Source organism: Paraburkholderia panacisoli, assembly GCF_008369935.1.
Lineage (GTDB): Bacteria > Pseudomonadota > Gammaproteobacteria > Burkholderiales > Burkholderiaceae > Paraburkholderia > Paraburkholderia panacisoli.
In genome coordinates this window covers 428469-449456 of the sequence record NZ_VTUZ01000001.1, presented here as the reverse complement: position 1 = coordinate 449456, position 20988 = coordinate 428469, and the positions used below count along the sequence as shown (strand labels likewise).

Genomic DNA, 20988 nt, shown 5'->3' with positions numbered 1-20988 from the left:
AAAGCACGCATATGTCGCAACAACTTCAGCAGATCATTGACACCGCCTGGGAAAACCGCGCCGACCTGTCGCCGAAAGCCGCTCCGGCCGAAGTGCGCGAAGCCGTCGCCCACGCAATCGAGCAACTGGACAAGGGCGCGCTGCGCGTGGCCGAAAAGAAGGATGGCGACTGGGTCGTCAACCAATGGCTGAAGAAAGCCGTGCTGCTGTCGTTCCGCCTCGAAGACAACGCGCCGATGCCGGCCGGCGGCTACTCGCAGTTCTACGACAAGGTGCCGTCGAAGTTCGCCAACTACACCGCTGAAGACTTCGCCGCGGGCGGCTTCCGCGTGGTGCCGCCCGCGATCGCGCGGCGCGGCTCGTTCATCGCGAAGAACGTCGTGCTGATGCCGTCGTACACCAACATCGGCGCCTACGTCGACGAAGGCACGATGGTGGACACGTGGGCCACCGTCGGCTCGTGCGCGCAGATCGGCAAGAACGTGCACCTGTCGGGCGGCGTGGGCATCGGCGGCGTGCTGGAGCCGCTGCAGGCCAACCCGGTCATCATCGAAGACAACTGCTTCATCGGCGCGCGTTCGGAAGTGGTCGAAGGCGTGATCGTCGAAGAGAACTCGGTGATCTCGATGGGCGTCTACCTCGGCCAGAGCACCAAGATTTACGACCGCGAAACCGGCGAAGTCACGTACGGCCGCATCCCGGCGGGCTCGGTGGTGGTGGCGGGCAACCTGCCGTCGAAGGACGGCTCGCATAGCCTGTACTGCGCGGTGATCGTCAAGAAGGTCGACGCAAAGACTCGCGCGAAGGTCGGCCTGAACGAGCTGCTGCGAGGCGACTGATGGCGCGCGGCACCAAAACCGTCGTCTACGGCATCCCAAACTGCGACACCGTGAAGAAAGCCCGCGTGTGGCTGGAAGAGCATGGTGTCGAGTTCGAGTTTCACGACTTCAAGAAGGCCGGCGTGACCGAGCCGCTCGTGCAGGACTGGCTGAAGGACGTGAAGCTCGACGCGTTGCTGAACCGCCGCGGCACCACGTGGCGCGGTCTGTCCGACGACATGAAGGCGGCCGCCGAGACGCAGCCGGGCGCGATCGCGTTGATGATCCACAAGCCGTCGGTGATCAAGCGCCCGGTGCTGGTGGTCAACGGGCGGGTCAAGTCGCTCGGTTTTTCCACGGACGAATACGCGGCGCTGTTTGCGTGAACCTGCGCGCGAGGCTCAATGCCAAAGCGGGCGTCGCAGGTGCCGCCCGTTTCGCCAGCAGCCCCGCGCCAGAACAAGAAGCAACCCGCAGTAAGAGTCAGCGCGGTCTCGCCGCGTGCATCAAAAGCTGTTGCCGGCTGCGGTGTTCAACCGCCAGCCGGCATTTTTTCATTTCAAAGTGGCTTGTACTGAATCCATGTCCGGCACCCTCGCCCTTACCGAACAACTGATCTCGCGCGCGTCCGTCACGCCCGACGACCAGCATTGCCAGCGCCTGCTGATCGAACGCCTGTCCGCGCTCGGCTTCGAGCACGAGACGATCGAATCGAACGGCGTGACCAACCTGTGGGCCGTCAAACGCGGTGTCGACGGCACGCGCGGCAAGCTGCTCGCGTTCGCCGGCCATACCGACGTGGTGCCGACCGGCCCGCTCGAACAATGGCATTCGGCGCCGTTCGAGCCCACCCAGCGCGACGGCAAGCTGTATGGCCGCGGCGCGGCGGACATGAAGGCGTCGATCGCCGGCTTCGTGGTGGCGAGCGAGGAATTCGTCGCGGCGCACCCCGCGCATCGCGGCTCGATCGCTTTCCTGATCACGAGCGACGAAGAAGGCCCGGCCACCGACGGCACCGTCAAGGTGGTCGAAGCGTTGCAGGCGCGCGGTGAGCGCATGGACTACTGCATCGTCGGCGAGCCGACTTCGAGCGCGCAGTTCGGCGACATGGTGAAGAACGGCCGGCGCGGCTCGATGTCGGGCAAGCTGATCGTCAAGGGCGTGCAAGGCCACATCGCGTATCCGCATCTGGCGAAGAATCCGGTGCACCTGCTCGCGCCCGCGCTGGCCGAGCTGGTCGCTGAACGCTGGGACGACGGCAATGAATACTTCCCGCCCACCACGTGGCAGGTGTCGAACATTCACGCCGGCACCGGCGCGAGCAACGTGATTGCGGGCCACGCGGACGTGATGTTCAACTTCCGCTTCTCGACCGCCAGCACGGTGGATGGTTTGCAGGCGCGTGTGCATGCGATCCTCGACAAACACGGGCTTGAGTACGATCTGCAGTGGACCGTGAGCGGCCTGCCGTTCCTGACGCCGCACGGCGACCTGTCGACCGCGCTCGCGCAGGCGATCAAGGACGAAACTGGCGTCACCACCGAACTGTCGACCACCGGCGGCACGTCGGACGGCCGCTTCATTGCGCGCATCTGCAAGCAGGTGATCGAATTCGGTCCGCTGAACGCCAGCATTCACAAGATCGACGAACATATCGAAGTCGCACACATCGAGCCGCTGAAGAACGTGTACCGCCGCGTGCTCGAACAACTGATCGCCTGACCAAGGACTATTTGCGATGACGCTCCCGTTTTCCACTGTTCGCGACTTGCTGCGTTTTGGCGTGTCGCGCTTCAACCAGGCCGAGCTGTCGTTTGGCCACGGCTCGGCCAACGCCTACGACGAAGCCGCCTATCTGATCCTGCACACGCTGCATCTGCCGCTCGATCTGCTGGAGCCGTTCCTCGACGCGCGCCTGAGCGCAGCCGAAATCGACGCCGTGCTGAACGTGATCGAACGGCGCGCTGCCGACCGCGTGCCGGCCGCGTACATCACGCAGGAAGCGTGGATGCACGGCTTCCGCTTTCACGTGGACGAGCGCGTGATCGTGCCGCGTTCGTTCATCGGCGAACTGCTGCAGGACGGCTTGCAGCCGTACGTGGAAGACCCCGAGCAGGTGAGCGCCGTGCTGGAGCTGTGCACCGGCTCCGGCTGCCTCGCGATTCTCGCGGCGCACGCGTTCCCGAACGCGGATATCGACGCCGTGGACCTGTCGGCGCCCGCGCTCGAAGTCGCCGCGCGTAACGTGACGGATTACAAGCTCGAGGACCGCATCGCACTGTTCGAAGGCGATCTGTATGCGCCGCTCGCCGAGCGCCGCTACGACGTGATCATCAGCAATCCGCCTTACGTGAACGCGGCGTCGATGCAGGAACTGCCCGCCGAATACAAGCACGAGCCGGACATGGCGCTGGCGGGCGGTGCCGACGGCATGGACGTGGTGCGCCGGATCATCGCCGACGCGCGCAACTGGCTGACGGAAAACGGCGTGCTGGTGGTCGAGATCGGCAATGAGCGCGCGCATGTGGAAGCGGCGTTCGGCGGACTCGATCTGGTGTGGCTGTCGACCAGCGCAGGTGATGACAACGTGTTCCTGATTCAGGCGACGGATCTGCCGGTTTGATCGTTTGCTGGATGACGCTGTGCGCGCGGCAGGTCTGTGCAGGAGCCGTGCGTGTCGCGTTTGAGCGCGCTTTCGACGCGGGTCGGCTACGCGCAGCTGTTTGAAGGCGCTGGGTTTTAGTGTGGACAATCGTCTGCGTCTGCGCTGCTCGAGGTGTGGTGCTTGAAGCTGCGTGTCCCAGGCGCTGCGTTGCGTGAGTCTGTACCGCTTGAGCCTGCGCTTTTGAACCCGCGGCCCTCGACTCCCCGTGCGCCAATCAGCCACCCGCACCCGCCTCTAAAGCGCTGCGCTTCGCCAACTCTTCGCGAGCTTATGCCATTCGACCTGCTTCACGTCGGCCCGCTGGTCGCCCTCGCCCACATCCTCGGCGTGATCGCGGCATGCCACGCGATTCTCAACACCCGCACCTCGCAAGGCGCAATCGCGTGGGCCGTGTCGCTGGTCGCGATGCCGTACCTGACGCTGGTGCCCTATCTGTTCCTCGGCCGCAGCAAGTTCGCCGGCTATGCGGACGCGCGCCGCGTCGAAAACGAACTGCTGCGCACACGTGCGCATCCGCCGGAATGGGACAGCCATGCGTCGTCGGCAGGGCTGCCCACGCAGCAGCTCGGCGTGAGGCTCGTGCATTCGCTCACGCGACTGGGCGGCATGCCGTTCCTGCCGGGCAACGCCGTGCGCACGCTCGTGAATGGCGCGGCAACCTTCGAGGCCATTTTCGAAGCGATCGAGAACGCCCGCCGCTACGTGATCGTGCAGTTTTTCATCGTGCGCGACGATGCGCTCGGCGAGATGTTCAAAGACGCGCTGATCGCCAAGGCGCAGCAAGGTGTGCGCGTGTACTTCCTGTACGACAGCATCGGCAGCTTCGATCTGCCGCACCGCTACGTCGCCGCGCTGCGCGCGGGCGGAGTGGAAATGCATCCGTTCGCCACCAATCGCCGTTTCGTGAACCGGCTGCAACTGAACTTTCGCAATCACCGCAAGATCGTGTCGGTGGATGGCGAACGCGCGTTTGTCGGCGGCCATAACGTCGGCGTCGAATATCTCGGCGGCAGGCCGCCGCTGTCGCCGTGGCGCGATACGCACATCGAGGTGCGCGGCCCGGCGGTCGCCAGCATCCAGTTCGTGTTCACCGAAGACTGGCACTGGGCCACGCAACAGTTGCCCGAGTTCGACATGCCGCCCGCCGCGCCGACTCATCAGCCGAACGGTCAGCCAGACGACCAGCCGAACGGCCATGGCATGCACTGTCTCGTCATGCCGAGCGGCCCCGCCGACAAACAGGAGACCTGTTCGCTCTTTTTCGTCGAAGCGATCAACGCGGCGCGCGAGCGGATCTGGATCACCACGCCCTACCTGGTGCCCGACGAAGCGGTATTTTCGGCGCTGCGACTCGCGGTGCTGCGCGGCGTCGACGTGCGCATTCTGATTCCGAGCCGGCGCGATCACCGGGTGGTGTTCGCCGCCTCGAAGCTCTATGCGTACGACTCCCTGCGCGCGGGCATCCGGATCTTCCGCTACCAGCCGGGCTTCCTGCATCAAAAGGTCGTGCTGATCGACAGCGTGGCGGCCGCGATCGGCAGCGCCAATCTCGACAACCGTTCGTTCCGGCTGAACTTCGAGATCATGGTGCTGACCGTGGACCGCGGCTTTGCGCAGGAAGTCGAAACGATGCTGCTGAACGATTTCGCCGAGTCACGCGAAATCGACCGCAACGAGTACCGTCAGGCCGGCGCGTTGCGGCGTGTGCTGATGCACGTGGCGCGGCTCTTCTCGCCGATCCTGTAGGGCTCTCGCCTCACAGCAGCTTTTCGATATCCCCGGTGATCGCCTCGGGCTTGGTCAGCGGCGCATAGCGCTTGACGACGTTGCCGTCACGGCCGATCAGAAACTTGGTGAAATTCCACTTGATCGCCTCCAGGCCCAGCAAGCCCGGCGCCTCGCCCGTCAGATAGCGGAACAGCGGATGCGCGTTCGGCCCGTTCACGTCGATCTTGTCGAACATCGGGAAAGTCACGCCGTAATTCTTCTCGCAGAAACTGCCGATCTGCGCAGCGTCGCCCGGCTCCTGTTTGCCGAACTGGTTGCATGGGAAACCGAGTACCGCGAGCCCGCGCGCCGCGTAGGTGTCGAACAGCTTCTGCAAGCCCGCGTACTGCGGCGTGAATCCGCATTCGCTGGCCGTGTTGACGATCAGCAGAACCTTGCCTTGATACGGCGTGAGACTCACCTGCTCGCCGCCAAGCGTGCGAGCCGAAAACGAATAAATCGATGTCATGTGTGCTCCCCCGTGAAAGCCGTCAGTCTATGCCAAAAGCCGCGGCAGAACAGTCGGCCGAATGGCCGATCCCCACTGAGCGCCCGGTGCCGGGCCGGGCAGTCTAAAATAGCGGTTTTCTTCCGCCGGCCTCTTCGTGATCCGCTTTAATCAGTTCAGCCTCGCGCGCGGCACCAAGCCGCTCTTCGACCACACCACCTTCACCCTGAACCCCGGCGAAAAGGCCGGCCTCGTGGGGGCGAACGGCGCGGGCAAATCGACGCTCTTTGCCGTGCTGCTCGGCGAACTGCATGCGGACGGCGGCGACTTTGCCATTCCGCCCACGTGGCGCATCGCCCATGTCGCGCAGGAAACGCCCGCCGCGGACAAGACCGCGCTCGACTACACGCTCGACGGCGACGCCGCATTGCGCGCGATCGAAGCGCGCATCGCCGCGGCTTCGGCCGCGCACGACGGCGCGGCCGAAGGCGAGGCGCACGCCGCGTTCGCGGACGCAGACGGCTACACCGCGCCCGCGCGTGCCGAAGCGTTGCTGCTCGGTCTCGGCTTCACGCTCGAACAGACGCGCGAGCCGGTCAGCAGCTTTTCGGGCGGCTGGCGCATGCGGCTGAATCTCGCGCAAGCGCTGATGTGCCGCTCCGACCTGCTGCTGCTCGACGAACCGACCAACCACCTGGATCTCGACGCGATCGTCTGGCTCGAAGACTGGCTGCATCGCTATGCCGGCACGCTGATCGTGATCTCGCACGACCGCGAATTTCTCGATTCGGTCTGCAACGTCACGCTGCACCTCGAACAACAGCAGATCAGGCGCTACGGCGGCAACTACTCGCAGTTCGAAGTGCTGCGCGCGCAGCAGATCGCGCTGCAGCAGAACGCGTACGACAAACAGCAGCGCACGGTCGCGCATCTGCAGAGCTATATCAACCGCTTCAAGGCGCAGGCCACCAAGGCGCGCCAGGCGCAAAGCCGCGTGAAGGCGCTCGAAAAGATGGAGCTGATCGCGCCCGCGCATGCGGCGTCGCCGTTCACGTTCGAGTTCCGCGCGCCGGATTCCGCGCCGAATCCGATGATGGTGATGGAAGGCGTGCGCTGCGGCTACCGTGGCGAAGAAGGCGTCGAGATTCCGATCGTCGATCACGTGATGCTATCGATCCAGAACGGTCAGCGTATCGGCCTGCTCGGCGCCAACGGCCAGGGCAAATCGACGTTGATCAAGACGCTGGCCGGCACGCTCGAAGCGCTCGGCGGTCACGTGCGCGAAGGCAAGGGTCTGCGCATCGGCTACTTCGCGCAGCATCAGCTCGAAACGCTGCGCGCGGACGACACGCCGCTGCAGCACCTCGCACGACTCGCGCCGGACACGCGCGAACAGGAGTTGCGCGACTTCCTCGGCAGTTTCAACTTTTCCGGCGAGATGGCGACGTCGAAGATCGCGCCCTTCTCCGGCGGCGAAAAGGCGCGCCTCGCGCTCGCGCTGATCATCTGGCAGAAGCCGAACCTGCTGCTGCTCGACGAGCCGACCAACCACCTGGATCTCGAAACGCGACACGCGCTGACCATGGCGCTCGCGCAATTCGAAGGCACGCTGATTCTGGTGTCGCACGACCGGCATCTGCTGCGCGCCACCACCGACCAGTTCATGCTGGTCGCGAAACACCGTCTGACGGAATTCGACGGCGATCTCGACGACTATCGCGACTGGCTGCTGCAACACGCGGTCGAGCAGCGCGCGGCGCTCAAAGCGGGCGCGGCGGCCAATGGCGCGGACAGCAGCGCGGATAACGGTGTGAATCGCAAGGAGCAGCGCCGCCTCGAAGCGGAAACGCGGCAGAAGCTCGCGCACCTGAAAAAACCGCTGCAAAGCCGCATCACGAAGATCGAAAAGGAAATGGACGCGCTCAACGCGGAGAAGGCGACGCTCGATGCGTTCGTCGTCGATCCGGCAAGCTATGAGCCCGAGCAGAAAAGCAAGCTGACGGAGGCGATCCGCCGTCAGGCAGACGTGAACGCGCGCCTCGAAACGCTCGAAGCCGAATGGCTCGAGACTCACGAGGAACTCGAACAAATCGGCTAGCGGCACGCTGTATGCGGTCCGCGCCGCCACCGGCGGGAGGTTGGCTTTGTCTTCAGCGACATCATCATCCGAGTCATCGGCCGCAGCGCCCGCTTTGTCCGAGGCGCCGCCGCCCGCGCTGCAAGGACTGCGCGTACTCGACCTGACGCGCCTGCTGCCAGGCCCGGTGGCCGCGCTGCGGCTCGCCGAACTCGGCGCCGACGTGCTGAAGATCGAAGCGCCCGGCGCAGGCGACCCCACCCGCACGATGATGCAGTCGTCGGCCGACCGCGTGGCCGGGCGGCCCGGCGCCTTCTACCGGCTCGTGAATCGCGGCAAGCGCGAGACGCGCCTCGACCTCAAATCCGAAGCGGGACGCAACGTGTTGCGCGCGCTCGCGGCGCAAGCGGACGTGCTGATCGAGAGCTTCCGTCCCGGCGTGATGGAGCGGCTCGGCCTCGACTACGCGACACTGCGCGCGGACAACCCGCGGCTCGTCTACTGCGCGATCAGCGGCTATGGCGCGAGCGGCCCGTTCGCGGATCACGCCGGACACGATCTGAACTACATCGGTTATGCGGGCGTGCTCGATCAGTTGGCAAGCCGCGACGGCACGCCGATCGTGCCGAATTTCCAGATCGCCGACCTGCTCGGCGGCGCGTTGAGCGCGGTCACGCAGATTCTCGCCGCGCTCTGGCATGTGTCGCGCGGCGGCGAAGGCCGCTTCGTCGACGTGTCGATGGCCCATGTCACCTACGCGCACAACGTCGTCGCGCAGGTCGCGCTCGCCAACGAAGGCGCTGCGCCGGCCGCCGGTGCCGGTCTGCTGAACGGCGGCGTGCCCTGCTACAACCTGTACCGCACGCTCGACCACCGCTGGCTCGCGGTCGGCGCGCTCGAACTGAAATTCTGGGAAACGTTGTGCATGGCGCTCGACCGGCCCGAGTGGGCGACGCGCCACTGGAGCCTCGGCCAGGCGATCGGCGGCCCGGATGCCGTCGCGCTCACGCGGGAATTGGCCGACGTGATCGGCGCGCGTGCGCTGGAAGACTGGGTGGTGTTGCTGGAGCCGCTCGACTGCTGTGTGTCGCCGGTGCTGACTGCGGCGGAAGCCGCGCGGCATCAGCTGTTCAATCCGCAGGCGTATGCGGCAGCGAGCGCGAGTGAAAATGTGGGCGAAACCGACGGCGACGCTGCACTCAGCTGACTCAGCGCCGCGGCAAAGTCTGGCGCGGCGACTTTTCGTCGTCGTATAGCAGGTGCTTGCGGCCTTCCACGTGACGGTTGATCGTGGCGCGCACCTCGTCGGCCGTGGCGTCTTCGGCCACCACCCGCCGCGATATCTGCCCCGCCGTGTCGATCCACTCGACAATCCGGCAAGCGCCGCCCCACGGCTGGCGAATCGGTGCTGACACACGGCAGCCACGCACCTGTATCGGCCGCTCGGCTAGGGTTTCATATGACTCTTTCAAGGCGCGATCCTTTTTCGGGCATCGGAAGGGATGCATACCCTCGCAGCTTAGGAAAAAGGAATTCCATTCAGGTTACAGCCGATATGAATATATTTACGGGACATTACAGCGCCCTAGCCGTCCACAGACGCCGCAGCTCCGTCTATTCAAGCGTGCGGACCCGATCGATAGCCTGTTCGATCCGTTCGACCGCAACGACCTGTAAGCCTTCGATCGGCTGTTTCGGCGCATTGGCCTTCGGAATGACCGCGACCGAGAAGCCCAGTTTGGCCGCTTCCTTCAGCCGTTCCTGACCCCGCGGCGACGGCCGGATCTCGCCGGCGAGGCCCACTTCGCCGAACACCACCAGCCCCTTGGGCAGCGGCTTGTTGCGCATCGACGAGTGAATCGCAAGCAGCACGGACAGATCGGCGGCGGGCTCGGTGATCTTCACGCCGCCGACCGCGTTCAGAAACACGTCCTGATCGAAGCACGCGATCCCCGCATGCCGATGCAGCACGGCGAGCAACATCGCCAGCCGGTTCTGCTCCAGGCCGACCGCGAGCCGCCGCGGATTCGGCGCATTGGCCGCGTCCACCAGCGCCTGCACTTCGACCAGCAGCGGCCGTGTGCCCTCCTGAGTCACCAGCACGCACGACCCCGGCACCGACTGCTCGTGCTGCGACAGAAACAGCGCCGAAGGATTGGCCACACCGCGCAGGCCGCGCTCGGTCATCGCGAACACGCCGAGTTCGTTGACCGCGCCGAAGCGGTTCTTGATCGCGCGCACGAGACGGTACGACGAGTGCGTGTCGCCTTCGAAGTACAGCACCGTATCGACGATGTGTTCGAGCACGCGCGGCCCCGCCAGCGCGCCTTCCTTGGTCACATGGCCGACCATGATGATGGTGGTGCCCGACTGCTTGGCGATGCGGGTCAATTGCGCCGCGCACTCGCGAACTTGTGCGACCGAGCCCGGCGCGGAAGTCAGCGCGTCTGAATAGACCGTCTGGATCGAGTCGATCACCGCGACGTCGGGGCGCTGCTCGGTGATCGTCGCCTGGATTTTTTCGAGCTGGATTTCCGCGAGTAATTGCAGTTCGCTCGCCTTCGAACCCGGCTCCAGCAACGAAAGCCGTTGCGCGCGCAACGCAATCTGCGCGGCTGACTCTTCGCCGCTGATATAGAGCGCGCGTTTGTCGGCGGCGATTTCCGCGAGCGATTGCAAGAGCAGCGTCGATTTGCCAATGCCCGGATCGCCGCCGATCAGCACCACGCCGCCCGGCACCAGACCACCGCCGAGCACGCGGTCGAATTCGCTGACGCCGGTGGAGAAACGCGGCACGTCGGACGCGTCGATATCGGCCAGACGGCGCACCGGCGCGCTCTTCGCAAGCGACTGGAAGCGGTGCGTGGACGGCGTTTCCGCCACCGATTCGACCAGCGTGTTCCATGCATTGCATGACGGGCACTGGCCGGCCCATTTCGGCGATTGCCCGCCGCATTCACTGCAGATGTACAACGTTTTGGGTTTAGCCACGCGTGATTGCCTGTGTTGCTGTTCTTGGGATTGATGCAGGTGATGGGCGTGTCGCCTGGGAGCGGCAAACGCTGACGCGGTGACGAGCGGTGCACGGAGCGACGCCACGAACCTCGCGAGAGGCGCAGCGGCAAGCCGGACGAAAGCGCAGCCGCTTACCACCCGACGACCCGCGCCGCGCATCGCAAACCGCAAACCAGCAGCCGCCCGCAACGACGCTTACGCGACGCGTTATTACTCCGCGCGCACCGGCACGCGCGGCGCCACCGCGCACATCAGCTCATAGCCGATCGTGCCACACGCCTGCGCGACGTCGTCGATCGGCAGCGCGTTGCCCCACAGCTCGACCCGCGAGCCGATGTTGGCGGTCGGCACCGGCGTCAAATCGACGGTTAGCATGTCCATCGACACGCGCCCGACGACCCGCGTGCGCACACCGTCGACGATCACCGGCGTGCCTTCCGGCGCGACCCGCGGATAGCCGTCCGCGTACCCGCAAGCGACCACGCCGATGCGCATCGGCGCGCGCGCCTTGAACGCCGAACCGTAGCCGACCGTGCTGCCTTCATTGAGCATTTGCACCGCGATCAGTTCCGACGTGAGCGTCATCGCCGGCTGCAGCCCGGTGCCTTCGATCGCCGCCGTCACGCCCGACGGCGACGCGCCGTACAGCATGATGCCCGGGCGCACCCAGTCGAAATGCGCGTTGGGATGCCACAGCGTAGCCGCCGAATTGGAGAGGCTGCGCGCGCCGGCAATGCCTTGCGCACCGCGCTCGAACGCTTCCATCTGGTAAGCGATGCCGCGCTCGCCGTCGGCATCCGAAAAGTGGGTCATCAAGGTGATCTGACCGACGCCCTGGCAGGCGCGCGCCCGCTCCCACGCTGCGCGGAATTTTTCCACCGTGTAGCCGAGCCGGTTCATCCCGGTGTTCATCTTCAACTGGATGTTGACGGGTTTCGACAGACGCGCCATTTCGAGCATGCGCAACTGTTCGTCCGAATGCAGCGCGGTGGTGAGGCTGTAGCGGTCGATCACGTCGATATCGGTCGGACGAAAGAAGCCTTCGAGCAGGAGAATCGGCCCGGCCCAGCCCAATTCACGCAACTTCACGGCTTCTTCGAGGTCCAGCAAACCAAAGCCGTCGGTTGCGCGCAAACCAGGAAAGGCCCGCGCGAGACCATGTCCATAAGCGTTGGCCTTGACGACGGCCCAGATTTTGGATTTCGGCGCATAGCGGCGCGCGACGGCAAGATTATTGGCGAGTGCGGCGGTGTGAATCGTGGCTGAGAGGGGACGCGGCATGGGATATTTTCGTAAAGACGCTTGCGAATCAGCGGCTTACTGGGCGTTTTCAACGCTCGGCAGCCCGCTGGGCGGTGCGATCAAGGATTCTGCTAGTCCGAATCCAGCTATTTTCATGATATAAAGCCGTGCGCACAACCCATTTCGAACGGCATAAGCCCGGACGTATTGCAAACGGCCGGGGCGGACAGACCGCAGCGAGGACAGCATCGCATCAGATGAAAAAAGGTTTTTACACCATCATGGCCGCGCAGTTTTTTTCGTCGCTGGCCGACAATGCGCTTCTGATCGCTGCTATCGCACTGCTGAAAGATCTTCACGCCCCGAACTGGATGACGCCGCTGCTCAAGCTGTTTTTTGTGCTGTCGTACGTCGTGCTCGCTGCGTTCGTGGGCGCCTTCGCCGACTCCCGTCCGAAAGGACGCGTGATGTTCGTCACCAACACCATCAAGGTGGTCGGCTGCATCACGATGCTGATCGGAGCGCATCCGCTCTTTGCGTACGGCATCGTCGGCTTTGGCGCGGCGGCCTACTCGCCCGCCAAGTACGGCATCCTCACCGAACTGCTGCCGCCTGACCGGCTGGTCGCCGCGAACGGCTGGATCGAGGGCACCACGGTCGGCTCGATCATTCTGGGCACGGTGCTCGGCGGCGCGTTGATCAGTCCGCACATCGCCGCGCCGATCCTCAGGGTGCACATCCCCACCGTCCACACGCCGGCCGAAGCGGCGATGCTCGTGATCATGGGCATCTACGTCATCGCCGCGCTGTTCAATCTGCGCATTCCCGACACCGGCGCGCGTTACCCGAAACAGGAACGCGGCCCGATCAGGCTCATCACCGATTTCGCCGACTGTTTCCTCGTGCTGTGGCGCGACAAGCTCGGCCAGATTTCGCTTGCGGTCACCACGCTGTTCTGGGGCGCCGGCGCGACGCTGCAATTCATCGTGCTGAAGTGGGCCGAGGTGTCGCTCGGCATGTCGCTGTCCGAGGCGGCCATCCTGCAGGCGGTGGTGGCCGTCGGCGTAGCGGCCGGCGCGATCTTCGCGGCCTCGCGCGTGCCGTTGAAGAAGTCGCTGTCGGTACTGCCGGTCGGCATCATGATGGGTGTCGCCGTGATGCTGATGGCGTTCTACACGCGCGACCTGTTCCCCGCGAATTGGGGGGTATATTTCGGCCGCATGCATGTGCCGGGCTATCTGATCTTCGCGTACATCTTCCTGATGGTGGTGGGCGGCCTGTCGGGCTTTTTCGTGGTGCCGATGAATGCGTTGCTGCAACATCGCGGCCACGTGCTGCTGTCGGCGGGTCACTCGATCGCCGTGCAGAACTTCAATGAAAATCTCTCCGTGCTCGTCATGCTGTGCCTGTACGCGGTACTGGTATGGCTCGACGTGCCGGTCGCCACGGTAATCGTGCTGTTCGGCAGCTTCGTGTGCCTGATGATGTGGTTCGTGATGCGGCGCCACCAGGCGAATCAGCGCGCGTTCGACTCGGTCGCGCTGATCGGCGAAGCCAAGCACTGACCCGCGCGGGTCGCTTTCGAACCGCGTGCCCGCGCCCTCCTTCCTCCTCGCTTGACCATGACTCAACCGATTCCCAATGTGCTGACGATCGCCGGCTCCGACTCCGGCGGCGGCGCCGGCATTCAGGCCGATCTGAAGGCTTTCTCGGCGCTCGGCGCGTATGGCGCGAGCGTGATCACCGCGCTGACCGCGCAGAACACGCGCGGCGTGACCGCGATTCATGCGCCGGACCCGGACTTCATCACCGCGCAACTCGACGCGGTGTTCGACGACATCCGCATCGACGCGGTGAAGATCGGCATGCTTGCGAACGCACCTATCGCCCGTGCGGTCGCGGATGCGCTGCGCCGTCACAAGCCGAAGCACATCGTGCTCGACACGGTGATGATCTCGAAGAGCAATCATGCGTTACTGCTGCCCGATGCGGTCGCGGCGGTGCGTGACGAGCTGCTGCCGCTCGCCGATGTGCTGACGCCCAATCTGCCGGAAGCCGCCGCGCTGCTCGGCGTTCAGCCCGCCGCCGACGAAGCCGGCATGGTCGAACAAGGCGAAGCGCTGCGCGCGCTCGGCGCACGCGCGGTGCTGATGAAGGGCGGCCATCTGAGCGCGGCTGACAGTCCGGACTGGCTGGTGCAGGATAGCGGCGCGCTGCGTCTGGGCGGCCCACGCGTGCCGGTGAAGAACACGCATGGGACGGGCTGCACGCTGTCGTCGGCGATTGCGGCGCTGATTCCGCAACGCGACGATCTGGCGAGCGCGGTGGCCGACGCGAAACTTTATCTGACCGGCGCGCTGCAAGCGAGCGATCGACTCGACGTCGGTGGCGGCGTCGGGCCAGTGCATCATTTTTATCGGTGGTGGTGAAGCTGGGGATGGGCGTTGAGCCGTTGCATCAGATGGCGGCGTGAGGAAGGCGTTGCCGTTCGGCTGCTTGCTGCGCCGTTACTGCCGCGCATAGTTCCGCGCCTGCTCGGGCCACTCGTCCGGCACGATGAAGCCGCGCGAGCATTCGCTCAGACGGCCGGCGCTGTCCTCGGCAAAAGCGGCGACCATCGTCGGTCCATGTTGATGTGATATCTGCGCAGCGAGAGCTTGCGCGTCGACGTAAAGCGGTCTCGTGGCGGCGGTGTCAAATTGCTCGCTTGCCTGCTCCGCCTCCTGCATCCCTTCGAACTCCGCGCGCCTCGGCGCAAGCCATTCCATCCGCGGCAGCAACCGCCACTTCGTTGCATGCGCCGCCGCGAAAGCCGGCCAATCGCCGCGCGTGACCCACCAGCCACGCCCATGCGCCGGATCGAGTTCGGCGGGATCCGTCGGCGTCTCGCCGTGCCGGTAAAACAGCCAGCCTTTGATGAACATCTGCGGCGTCCACGGCCCCGCATAACCGACCGACGCGAACTCTTCGCGCGCGCTCAACGGCAACTGGTGGTTCAACAGATGCGCAAGCTTCAGATCGAACCGGTCTTTCAGATTCGGACCGACGTAGTCCGCCAACTGCGCGCGCCCGTCGCCCGCATGCAGGTAGCACTTCACCGCCAGCTCCCAATGCAGCCGCGCGCCCTCGCGTGTCTGCACGAGAAAATCGCATTCGCCGAGCGTGACGCCCGCGCGCCGCAACGGCACGCCCGCCGCGACGAGCCGCGCCGCCGGTCCGTGCTGCAGAAACCAGCCGAGCAGCCGTTCGGCGTAGCGGCCAAGACGCGTGATGCGCGGCGCCGCGAGGTCGTGGTGCAACGGGGCCGGCGCGGCGTCGAGCGCGCGCAGCCAGTCGGTGGTTGCCTGCAGTGCCTCGGGTGTATCGAATGGATTCGCGAGTGCGCCCAGCGAGGGTTGCGGACGTAGCAGGCCGGCGCTCAACAGCAGCCACGCCAGATCGCGCACGGCCGCATCGCGCAACGTGTCGAGCAGGTTATCGAGCATCGTGGCGCGCAACGCGGTGTGAGTATCGGGCGCGGCGGCAGCGATGCGCGCCGCCGGTCCATCAGCGGCCATCACCGATCACTTCGCCGCGTTCGACGGCGCGCCGCCGGCCGCGCGCCATGTGTCGCGCGCGAGGCACAGGTCGGCCCAGGCCTTCGCCTTGTCGGGCAGGCTGCGCAGCAGATACGCCGGGTGATAGGTGACGATCACCGGCACGCCCTCGTATTCGTGCACGCGGCCGCGCAGCGACGAAATGCTCGCGTCGGTCTTCAGCAGACTCTGCGCGGCAAAACGCCCGAGCGCGACAATCAGCTTCGGCTTGACCAGCGACACCTGGCGTTGCAGGTACGGCTCGCAACGCGCGACTTCGTCCGGCTCCGGATTGCGGTTGCCGGGCGGGCGGCATTTGATCACGTTCGCGATGTAGACGTTGGTGTCGCGTGCGAGCGTCAGCGAACGCAGCATGTTGTCGAGCAGCTTGCCGGCCTGGCCGACGAACGGTTCGCCCAGACGGTCCTCGTTCTCGCCCGGCGCTTCGCCGATCAGCATCCAGTCGGCGCTGCGATCGCCGACACCGAATACGGTGTTCGTGCGCTTCTCGCACAGACGGCAAAGCCGGCAGGCGGAGACGCGTTCGCTCAACGCATCCCAGTCGAGCGTGTGGATGGCTGGCAGTTGGGGCGTGTCGCCGCGCGCTTCCGACGGCGGGTGAGCGGGCGAGTCGTCGAACCACGCGAAATCGTCGTCGGGGGGTGCGTCGAATGCGGGGGGCTCGGCCGCGCGGGATTGTCGTTGCGCGGGTTGCTCCCGCGGCTCGGGCAGGGATGGCTGCACGAGTTGGGATTGCCGCACCGGTTCGCGCTGCGTTTGCGGCTCAGGCGTGTCACCAGGGGCTTGCATGCGCTCTTGCGCCATGTCGCCCTGTGCAGGTTGCACACGACGCTCACCGCGCTCGCCATCGTGCGCGGAGCGCAACGGCTCGCTCGTACGCACCGATGCTTCACGTTCATCGAACCGCTCGCCTGTCCCGGCCGACGATGCCGTCTGTCCGTCCCGAACAGCGGCGTGGCGTTCGCTCTGCGCCGGCGCGGCATCGGCTTGCCGACTCTCGCTGGCACGAAACGCGGGCCGCTGGATGTCCTGCGTAAGACTGCCTGCCCCTGCCGCCGCGCCGCGCGCATCGTCACGACGCGCTGGCTGCCCGGCTAGCGCATCGGCGCCCTGCCCGACACCCGCTTCATCGACCGTTTGCGCGGCCATCCCCCGACGCACCCACAGCGGCGCGAGTCCGAACTCTTCCAGTACCGAGTCATGCAGCGCCATCTGCGCCCTCCGTGGCAAACGAGAAACGCATCACGATGGCGTCCTCCCGGCTGCGATGCCGCGCCGGATAATAATTTTTGCGCCGGCCGATCGACGTAAAGCCGAAACGTTCGTAGAGCCGGATCGCCCGATGATTCGACGGCCGCACTTCGAGCAGCAGGCCGTCGAGTTTTTCGCCGCGCGTAATGCGCACCGCCTCGCGCAGCAGCGCCAGCCCGGCGCCGGCGCCTTGCGCGCTGGGCGCCACGCATAGATTGAGCAGATGCATTTCATCGACCACCGGCATCAGCACGCAGTAGCCGATCAGCGTACCGGTCACGTGCCGCAGACACACGCCGAAATATCCATTGCGCAGCGAATCGCCGAAATTGCCCCGGCTCCACGGAAACTCATAAGCAATCTTCTCGATCGCGGCGACCTCGTCCAGATCGCCTTCGGTCATCGGCGACATGTAGCGATCCGCGAGCAACACGCCGCTCATTGCCGGCCCTCGCCGTGAGGCGCGGCGTGGGGAGCGCCGTCGTGCGTGTTCTGCACAGGCGCCGTGTGCCGCGCGGCCTGCTCAGCCAACGCAGCTTTTTCCGCCTTCTGCGCAACCCGTTCAGCCGTGGTCTGCGCGACCTTGTCGCGCACGTATTCCGGCGCGGCCTGGTCGGCAGGCACCGTGCGGCCGGCGCGAAACGCGCGCAGCGCCGCGTGCGCGAGCGGCAGCGCATGCGGCAGCGCTTCGCCGTCGACCGTACGCGCGGCCGCAACCGCGGGCAGCCGCGCGCCGAACGCGGCCGCAGCGTTGCCGGCCAGCGTGAAAGGCGCAGCGGGCAAAACGAGCCGCTCCGGCACATCGAGCGACGCCGTCTGTACGGTGCGCCATTCGCATTGCGCGTCGTCCCACGCGTAGTCGGCCCAATAGATCTCGTCCATGCGGGCGTCGAGCGCAGCGAGCACGCGCGTCGCCGACGGATCGCGCAGGCGCGCACTTTCCGCGCAGGCCAGCAGCGTGCTGACCGGCACGACCGGCAGATTCAGGCCGAACGCCAGCCCTTGGGCGACGCCGGTCGCCGTGCGCAGGCCCGTGAACGAGCCGGGACCGGCGCCGAACGCGATCGCGTCGCAGTCCGCGAGGCTCAAGCCGGCCTCGGCGAAAAGTTCGCGGATCGCGGGAAGCAGGCGCGTGCTGGAAACCGCACCGGTCTGCTCGTGACGGACCCAGCAGCGGGGTTCGGCGCCGGTCTGGCCGGCGGCGTCGACGGTGACGCGCAGAAGCGCTACCGAACAGAATTCGGTCGAGGTATCGAGGGCAAGGAGCACAGTTTGAGTCATGGACCGTATTGTAATCGGCACTGCGCGCGCAAATGTGGTTTGGCGTGGCGCTGCCCGGCGCTGTTTGGAATATGCCCTCGGCCCCGGGACGGCATCCAATTGCTATGATCGTCGACCGATTCTCACCTGATCCCGCCCGGCGGGCACCACCACGATGACAAACCTCGACACCCAATTCGCCCAGGCCCATGAAGACGTCCAGCAGTTGCCGGAGCGTCCTGGCAACCTCACGCTGTTGCGCCTCTATGCGCTCTACAAGCAAGCCACCCGCGGCGACGTTCACGGCGACAAGCCGGGCTTCACCGACATCGTCGGCAAATACAAGTACGACGCGTGGGCCGCGCTCAAGGGCACCGCGCAAGACGCTGCGAAGCAGCAATATGTCGAACTGGTCGAATCGCTGAAGAACGGCACCGCGGCCTGAGGCCAGCCTGCCCGCGATCGGCCCGGCGACCCGCCCTGCGTCGTCGGAACTGATCGCCGTCGCGAAGCGCCGAGCAAACTTTTCCGCCCGGAAACTTCCGAATAGTGGCGCAGTGCAACAAAACTCTATATAATGCGGCCTGCGCTTCACTGCTTTGCCCGGCTTTCCCTAGCGGCCGTTGCGGCGCAGCGCCTCGTAGCGTTTAGCTCCAATCCAGTTTAGAACCTGTCCCCTCCTGCCTAGCCCCCTACGGGCGATCATGTCCCAGGCTGGCGGCACGCCGTGTTGGCATGTCGCATCCGATACAGCTTCTAACGAAAAGCTCGCCTTCATTGTCGCGAGCTGCCCCCGTTTTTCGATTTGCTCGCTGCTTCTTTGCTCGCTGAATCCGACGACTTGGGTATGCCGATTGGCGCCGACGTTTTAATTCCCTGTGTACCAAGGATTCTCATGACTTCGAGCAACACCTCCAGCCCGTTGAACGCCATCGCCGATCAAGCCCTCGGTCTCGCCGACGCACCCGCACAAGCCGCAGCCGTTGCTGCCGCTCCGGAAGCCGTCGCCGCTGAAGCCGCAGCGCCCACCGGCCCGACGTTCGCGTCGCTTGGTCTGTCCGCGGATGTCGTCTCCGCGCTGACCGCCGCTGGTTACCAGAACCCGACGCCGGTTCAGCAACGCGCGATCCCCGCCGGCATCGCCGGCCGCGATCTGCTGGTGTCGAGCCCGACCGGTTCGGGCAAGACCGCCGCGTTCATGCTGCCCGCCATCGAACGTTTCTCGCAATTGCAAAAGGCGCAAGCCAGCCAGCCGCGCGAGCCGCGTCCGGCCGACGGCGCCCGCACGCGCCGCCCCCAACCGGTTGCCCGTCCGACCATGCTGGTTCTGACGCCGACCCGCGAACTCGCGATGCAGGTCACGACCGCCGCCGCCACGTACGGCAAGCACCTCAAACGCCTGCGCACCGTCAGCATTCTGGGCGGCGTCGCTTACGGCCAGCAGCTGATGCTGCTGGCGAAGAACCCGGAAATCCTGGTCGCCACGCCGGGCCGTCTGATCGACCACCTGGAACGCGGCCGCATCGATTTGTCGCAGCTGCAGATCCTCGTGCTCGACGAAGCCGACCGCATGCTCGACATGGGCTTCATCGAAGACATCGAAACGATCGTCGCGGCCACGCCGGCCACGCGCCAGACCATGCTGTTCTCGGCCACGCTCGACGGCAAGATTGGCTCGCTGACCGGCCGTCTGCTGAAGGATCCGGAGCGTATCGAGATCGTTCAGCGTCTGGAACAGCGCACCAACATCGCGCAAACCGTCCATTACGTCGACGACCGCGATCACAAGGATCGTCTGCTCGACCATCTGCTGCGTGACGCCGGTCTCGATCAGGCCATCGTCTTCACGGCCACCAAGATGGACGCCGACCAGCTCGCAGGCCGTCTGGCCGACGCCGGTTTCGAATCGGCCGCGCTGCACGGCGACCTGCCGCAAGGTGCGCGCAACCGCACGATCCGCGCGCTGCGCGAGCGCCGCGTTCGCGTGCTGGTGGCAACGGACGTCGCCGCTCGCGGTATCGACATTCCGGGCATCACGCACGTGTTCAACTATGACCTGCCGAAGTTCGCTGAAGACTACGTGCACCGTATCGGACGTACCGGCCGTGCTGGCCGCTCGGGTATCGCAGTGAGCCTCGTGCATCACGCGGAACAGGGCGCGCTCAAGCGCATCGAGCGCTTCGTGCGCACGCCGCTGCCGGTCAACGTCGTCGAAGGCTTCGAGCCGCGCAAGTCGGCTCCGTCGGGCAACGGCCGTCCTGGCTTTGGCGGCCGCGGCCGTCCGGGCGGTGGCAACGGCGGTGGCCGTCGCTTCGGTAGCGGTTCGGGCAAGCCGGCCGGCAACGGCGGCGGTGCGCGCAGCGGCGGCAATGGCGGCGGCTGGGCCGGCAAGTCGGCTGGCGGCGGTTCGCGTGAAGGCGGCTTCGGCGGCGGCTCGCGTGAAGGCTACGGCGGTTCGCGCGACGGCGGCTACGGCGCACGCCGCAGCGACGGCCCGCGTACGGCTCGCCGCGGCAGCTAAGCAGCAGCTAGTGGCAACCACGCGGCAACCAGGCCGCGGCTGAAGCATCTGGCAGCAGTCCAGAAATCAGCGTGTAAAAGACCCGGACAGCCTTGCGCCGTTCGTCAGTCGGAAGAAACCGGTGCTCAAGCACCGGTTTTTTTTCGCCCATAGTTTGGCCGCCCCAAATTCCACGATGTGAAAAATTTTTTTGCGTCGTAAAAAATCGTGTTGCAGAGCACAAGATCGTGCATTGCAACAGGGGAAAAGTCGTTTCTCAATGCGAAACGTGCAGCGTAAGTCATTGAATAAGAGCAACAATAAATATTTTAAAAACGCTTCGCGGCAG

General features: G+C 65.5%; 19 protein-coding genes. 11 read left to right on the top strand and 8 right to left on the bottom strand.

Annotation, left to right across the window (positions count from 1 at the left end):
* Positions 1-11 precede the first annotated feature (11 nt).
* The 5 genes from dapD to cls all read left to right on the top strand — a co-directional run bounded on the left by dapD (position 12) and on the right by cls (position 5229).
* On the top strand, positions 12-839 hold the full coding sequence (gene dapD / locus FVF58_RS02060) for a 2,3,4,5-tetrahydropyridine-2,6-dicarboxylate N-succinyltransferase (protein ID WP_149668268.1): 828 nt from the start codon (positions 12-14) through the stop codon (positions 837-839).
* Positions 839-1204: an ArsC family reductase gene (locus FVF58_RS02055; protein WP_149668267.1), complete on the top strand. Its 366-nt coding sequence runs from the start codon at positions 839-841 to the stop codon at positions 1202-1204. The genes dapD and FVF58_RS02055 overlap by 1 nt, the downstream gene beginning before the upstream one ends.
* A gap of 196 nt (positions 1205-1400) precedes the next feature.
* Positions 1401-2540: a succinyl-diaminopimelate desuccinylase gene (gene dapE / locus FVF58_RS02050; protein ID WP_149668266.1), complete on the top strand. Its 1140-nt coding sequence runs from the start codon at positions 1401-1403 to the stop codon at positions 2538-2540.
* Positions 2541-2556: 16 nt separating this feature from the next.
* Positions 2557-3441, top strand: a complete 885-nt coding sequence (gene prmB / locus FVF58_RS02045; protein WP_149668265.1) for a 50S ribosomal protein L3 N(5)-glutamine methyltransferase — start codon at positions 2557-2559, stop codon at positions 3439-3441.
* A gap of 312 nt (positions 3442-3753) precedes the next feature.
* Complete coding sequence (gene cls, locus FVF58_RS02040) at positions 3754-5229, top strand: cardiolipin synthase (RefSeq protein WP_149668264.1); 1476 nt, start codon at positions 3754-3756, stop codon at positions 5227-5229.
* Positions 5230-5239: 10 nt separating this feature from the next.
* On the opposite strand, the gene FVF58_RS02035 is transcribed toward cls, so the two are convergent.
* The gene (locus FVF58_RS02035; RefSeq protein ID WP_149668263.1) at positions 5240-5719 is read right to left on the bottom strand and encodes a glutathione peroxidase; all 480 of its coding nucleotides are present in this window, start codon (positions 5717-5719) and stop codon (positions 5240-5242) included.
* Positions 5720-5855: 136 nt separating this feature from the next.
* Here FVF58_RS02035 and FVF58_RS02030 point away from each other — a divergent pair, with 136 nt between their 5' ends.
* Positions 5856-7796: an ATP-binding cassette domain-containing protein gene (locus FVF58_RS02030; RefSeq protein WP_149668262.1), complete on the top strand. Its 1941-nt coding sequence runs from the start codon at positions 5856-5858 to the stop codon at positions 7794-7796.
* Positions 7797-7914: 118 nt separating this feature from the next.
* Positions 7915-8982, top strand: coding sequence for a CaiB/BaiF CoA transferase family protein (locus FVF58_RS02025; RefSeq protein WP_149668355.1), 1068 nt, complete (start codon positions 7915-7917; stop codon positions 8980-8982).
* A 1-nt stretch (position 8983) separates the two neighbouring features.
* Here FVF58_RS02025 and FVF58_RS02020 read toward each other — a convergent pair whose 3' ends face one another.
* The 3 genes from FVF58_RS02020 to alr all read right to left on the bottom strand — a co-directional run bounded on the left by FVF58_RS02020 (position 8984) and on the right by alr (position 12071).
* Complete coding sequence (locus tag FVF58_RS02020) at positions 8984-9247, bottom strand: DUF2866 domain-containing protein (protein ID WP_149668261.1); 264 nt, start codon at positions 9245-9247, stop codon at positions 8984-8986.
* 142 nt (positions 9248-9389) lie between these two features.
* Complete coding sequence (gene radA, locus FVF58_RS02015; protein ID WP_149668260.1) at positions 9390-10766, bottom strand: DNA repair protein RadA; 1377 nt, start codon at positions 10764-10766, stop codon at positions 9390-9392.
* 234 nt (positions 10767-11000) lie between these two features.
* Positions 11001-12071, bottom strand: coding sequence for an alanine racemase (gene alr, locus FVF58_RS02010; protein WP_149668259.1), 1071 nt, complete (start codon positions 12069-12071; stop codon positions 11001-11003).
* Between the two features lie 218 nt (positions 12072-12289).
* On the opposite strand from alr, the gene lplT reads away from it, so the two are divergent.
* Both lplT and thiD read left to right on the top strand, forming a co-directional pair.
* Positions 12290-13597: a lysophospholipid transporter LplT gene (lplT, locus tag FVF58_RS02005; RefSeq protein WP_149668258.1), complete on the top strand. Its 1308-nt coding sequence runs from the start codon at positions 12290-12292 to the stop codon at positions 13595-13597.
* Positions 13598-13654: 57 nt separating this feature from the next.
* Positions 13655-14461, top strand: coding sequence for a bifunctional hydroxymethylpyrimidine kinase/phosphomethylpyrimidine kinase (thiD, locus tag FVF58_RS02000; protein WP_149668257.1), 807 nt, complete (start codon positions 13655-13657; stop codon positions 14459-14461).
* A 78-nt stretch (positions 14462-14539) separates the two neighbouring features.
* Here thiD and FVF58_RS01995 read toward each other — a convergent pair whose 3' ends face one another.
* From FVF58_RS01995 to tsaB, 4 genes are read right to left on the bottom strand one after another with little or no spacing between them, the layout of a single operon-like run.
* Positions 14540-15589 carry a DUF1853 family protein gene (locus tag FVF58_RS01995; protein WP_149668354.1) on the bottom strand — a complete coding sequence of 350 codons (1050 nt, stop codon included), beginning with the start codon at positions 15587-15589 and terminating at the stop codon, positions 14540-14542.
* Positions 15590-15595: 6 nt separating this feature from the next.
* Positions 15596-16840 (bottom strand): uracil-DNA glycosylase, encoded by a 1245-nt coding sequence (locus FVF58_RS01990; RefSeq protein ID WP_149668256.1) that lies wholly within the window; start codon positions 16838-16840, stop codon positions 15596-15598.
* Complete coding sequence (gene rimI / locus FVF58_RS01985; protein ID WP_149668255.1) at positions 16827-17321, bottom strand: ribosomal protein S18-alanine N-acetyltransferase; 495 nt, start codon at positions 17319-17321, stop codon at positions 16827-16829. The genes FVF58_RS01990 and rimI overlap by 14 nt, the downstream gene beginning before the upstream one ends.
* Entirely contained in the window at positions 17318-18160 is an 843-nt protein-coding gene (gene tsaB, locus FVF58_RS01980; protein ID WP_246216895.1) for a tRNA (adenosine(37)-N6)-threonylcarbamoyltransferase complex dimerization subunit type 1 TsaB, read from the bottom strand. Before tsaB ends, rimI begins: the two co-directional genes overlap by 4 nt.
* Positions 18161-18314: 154 nt before the next feature.
* Here tsaB and FVF58_RS01975 point away from each other — a divergent pair, with 154 nt between their 5' ends.
* Together FVF58_RS01975 and FVF58_RS01970 are read left to right on the top strand one after the other, a co-directional pair.
* The gene (locus FVF58_RS01975) at positions 18315-18584 is read left to right on the top strand and encodes an acyl-CoA-binding protein (RefSeq protein ID WP_149668254.1); all 270 of its coding nucleotides are present in this window, start codon (positions 18315-18317) and stop codon (positions 18582-18584) included.
* 450 nt (positions 18585-19034) lie between these two features.
* Complete coding sequence (locus tag FVF58_RS01970; protein ID WP_149668253.1) at positions 19035-20660, top strand: DEAD/DEAH box helicase; 1626 nt, start codon at positions 19035-19037, stop codon at positions 20658-20660.
* The last annotated feature ends 328 nt before the right edge of the window (positions 20661-20988 follow it).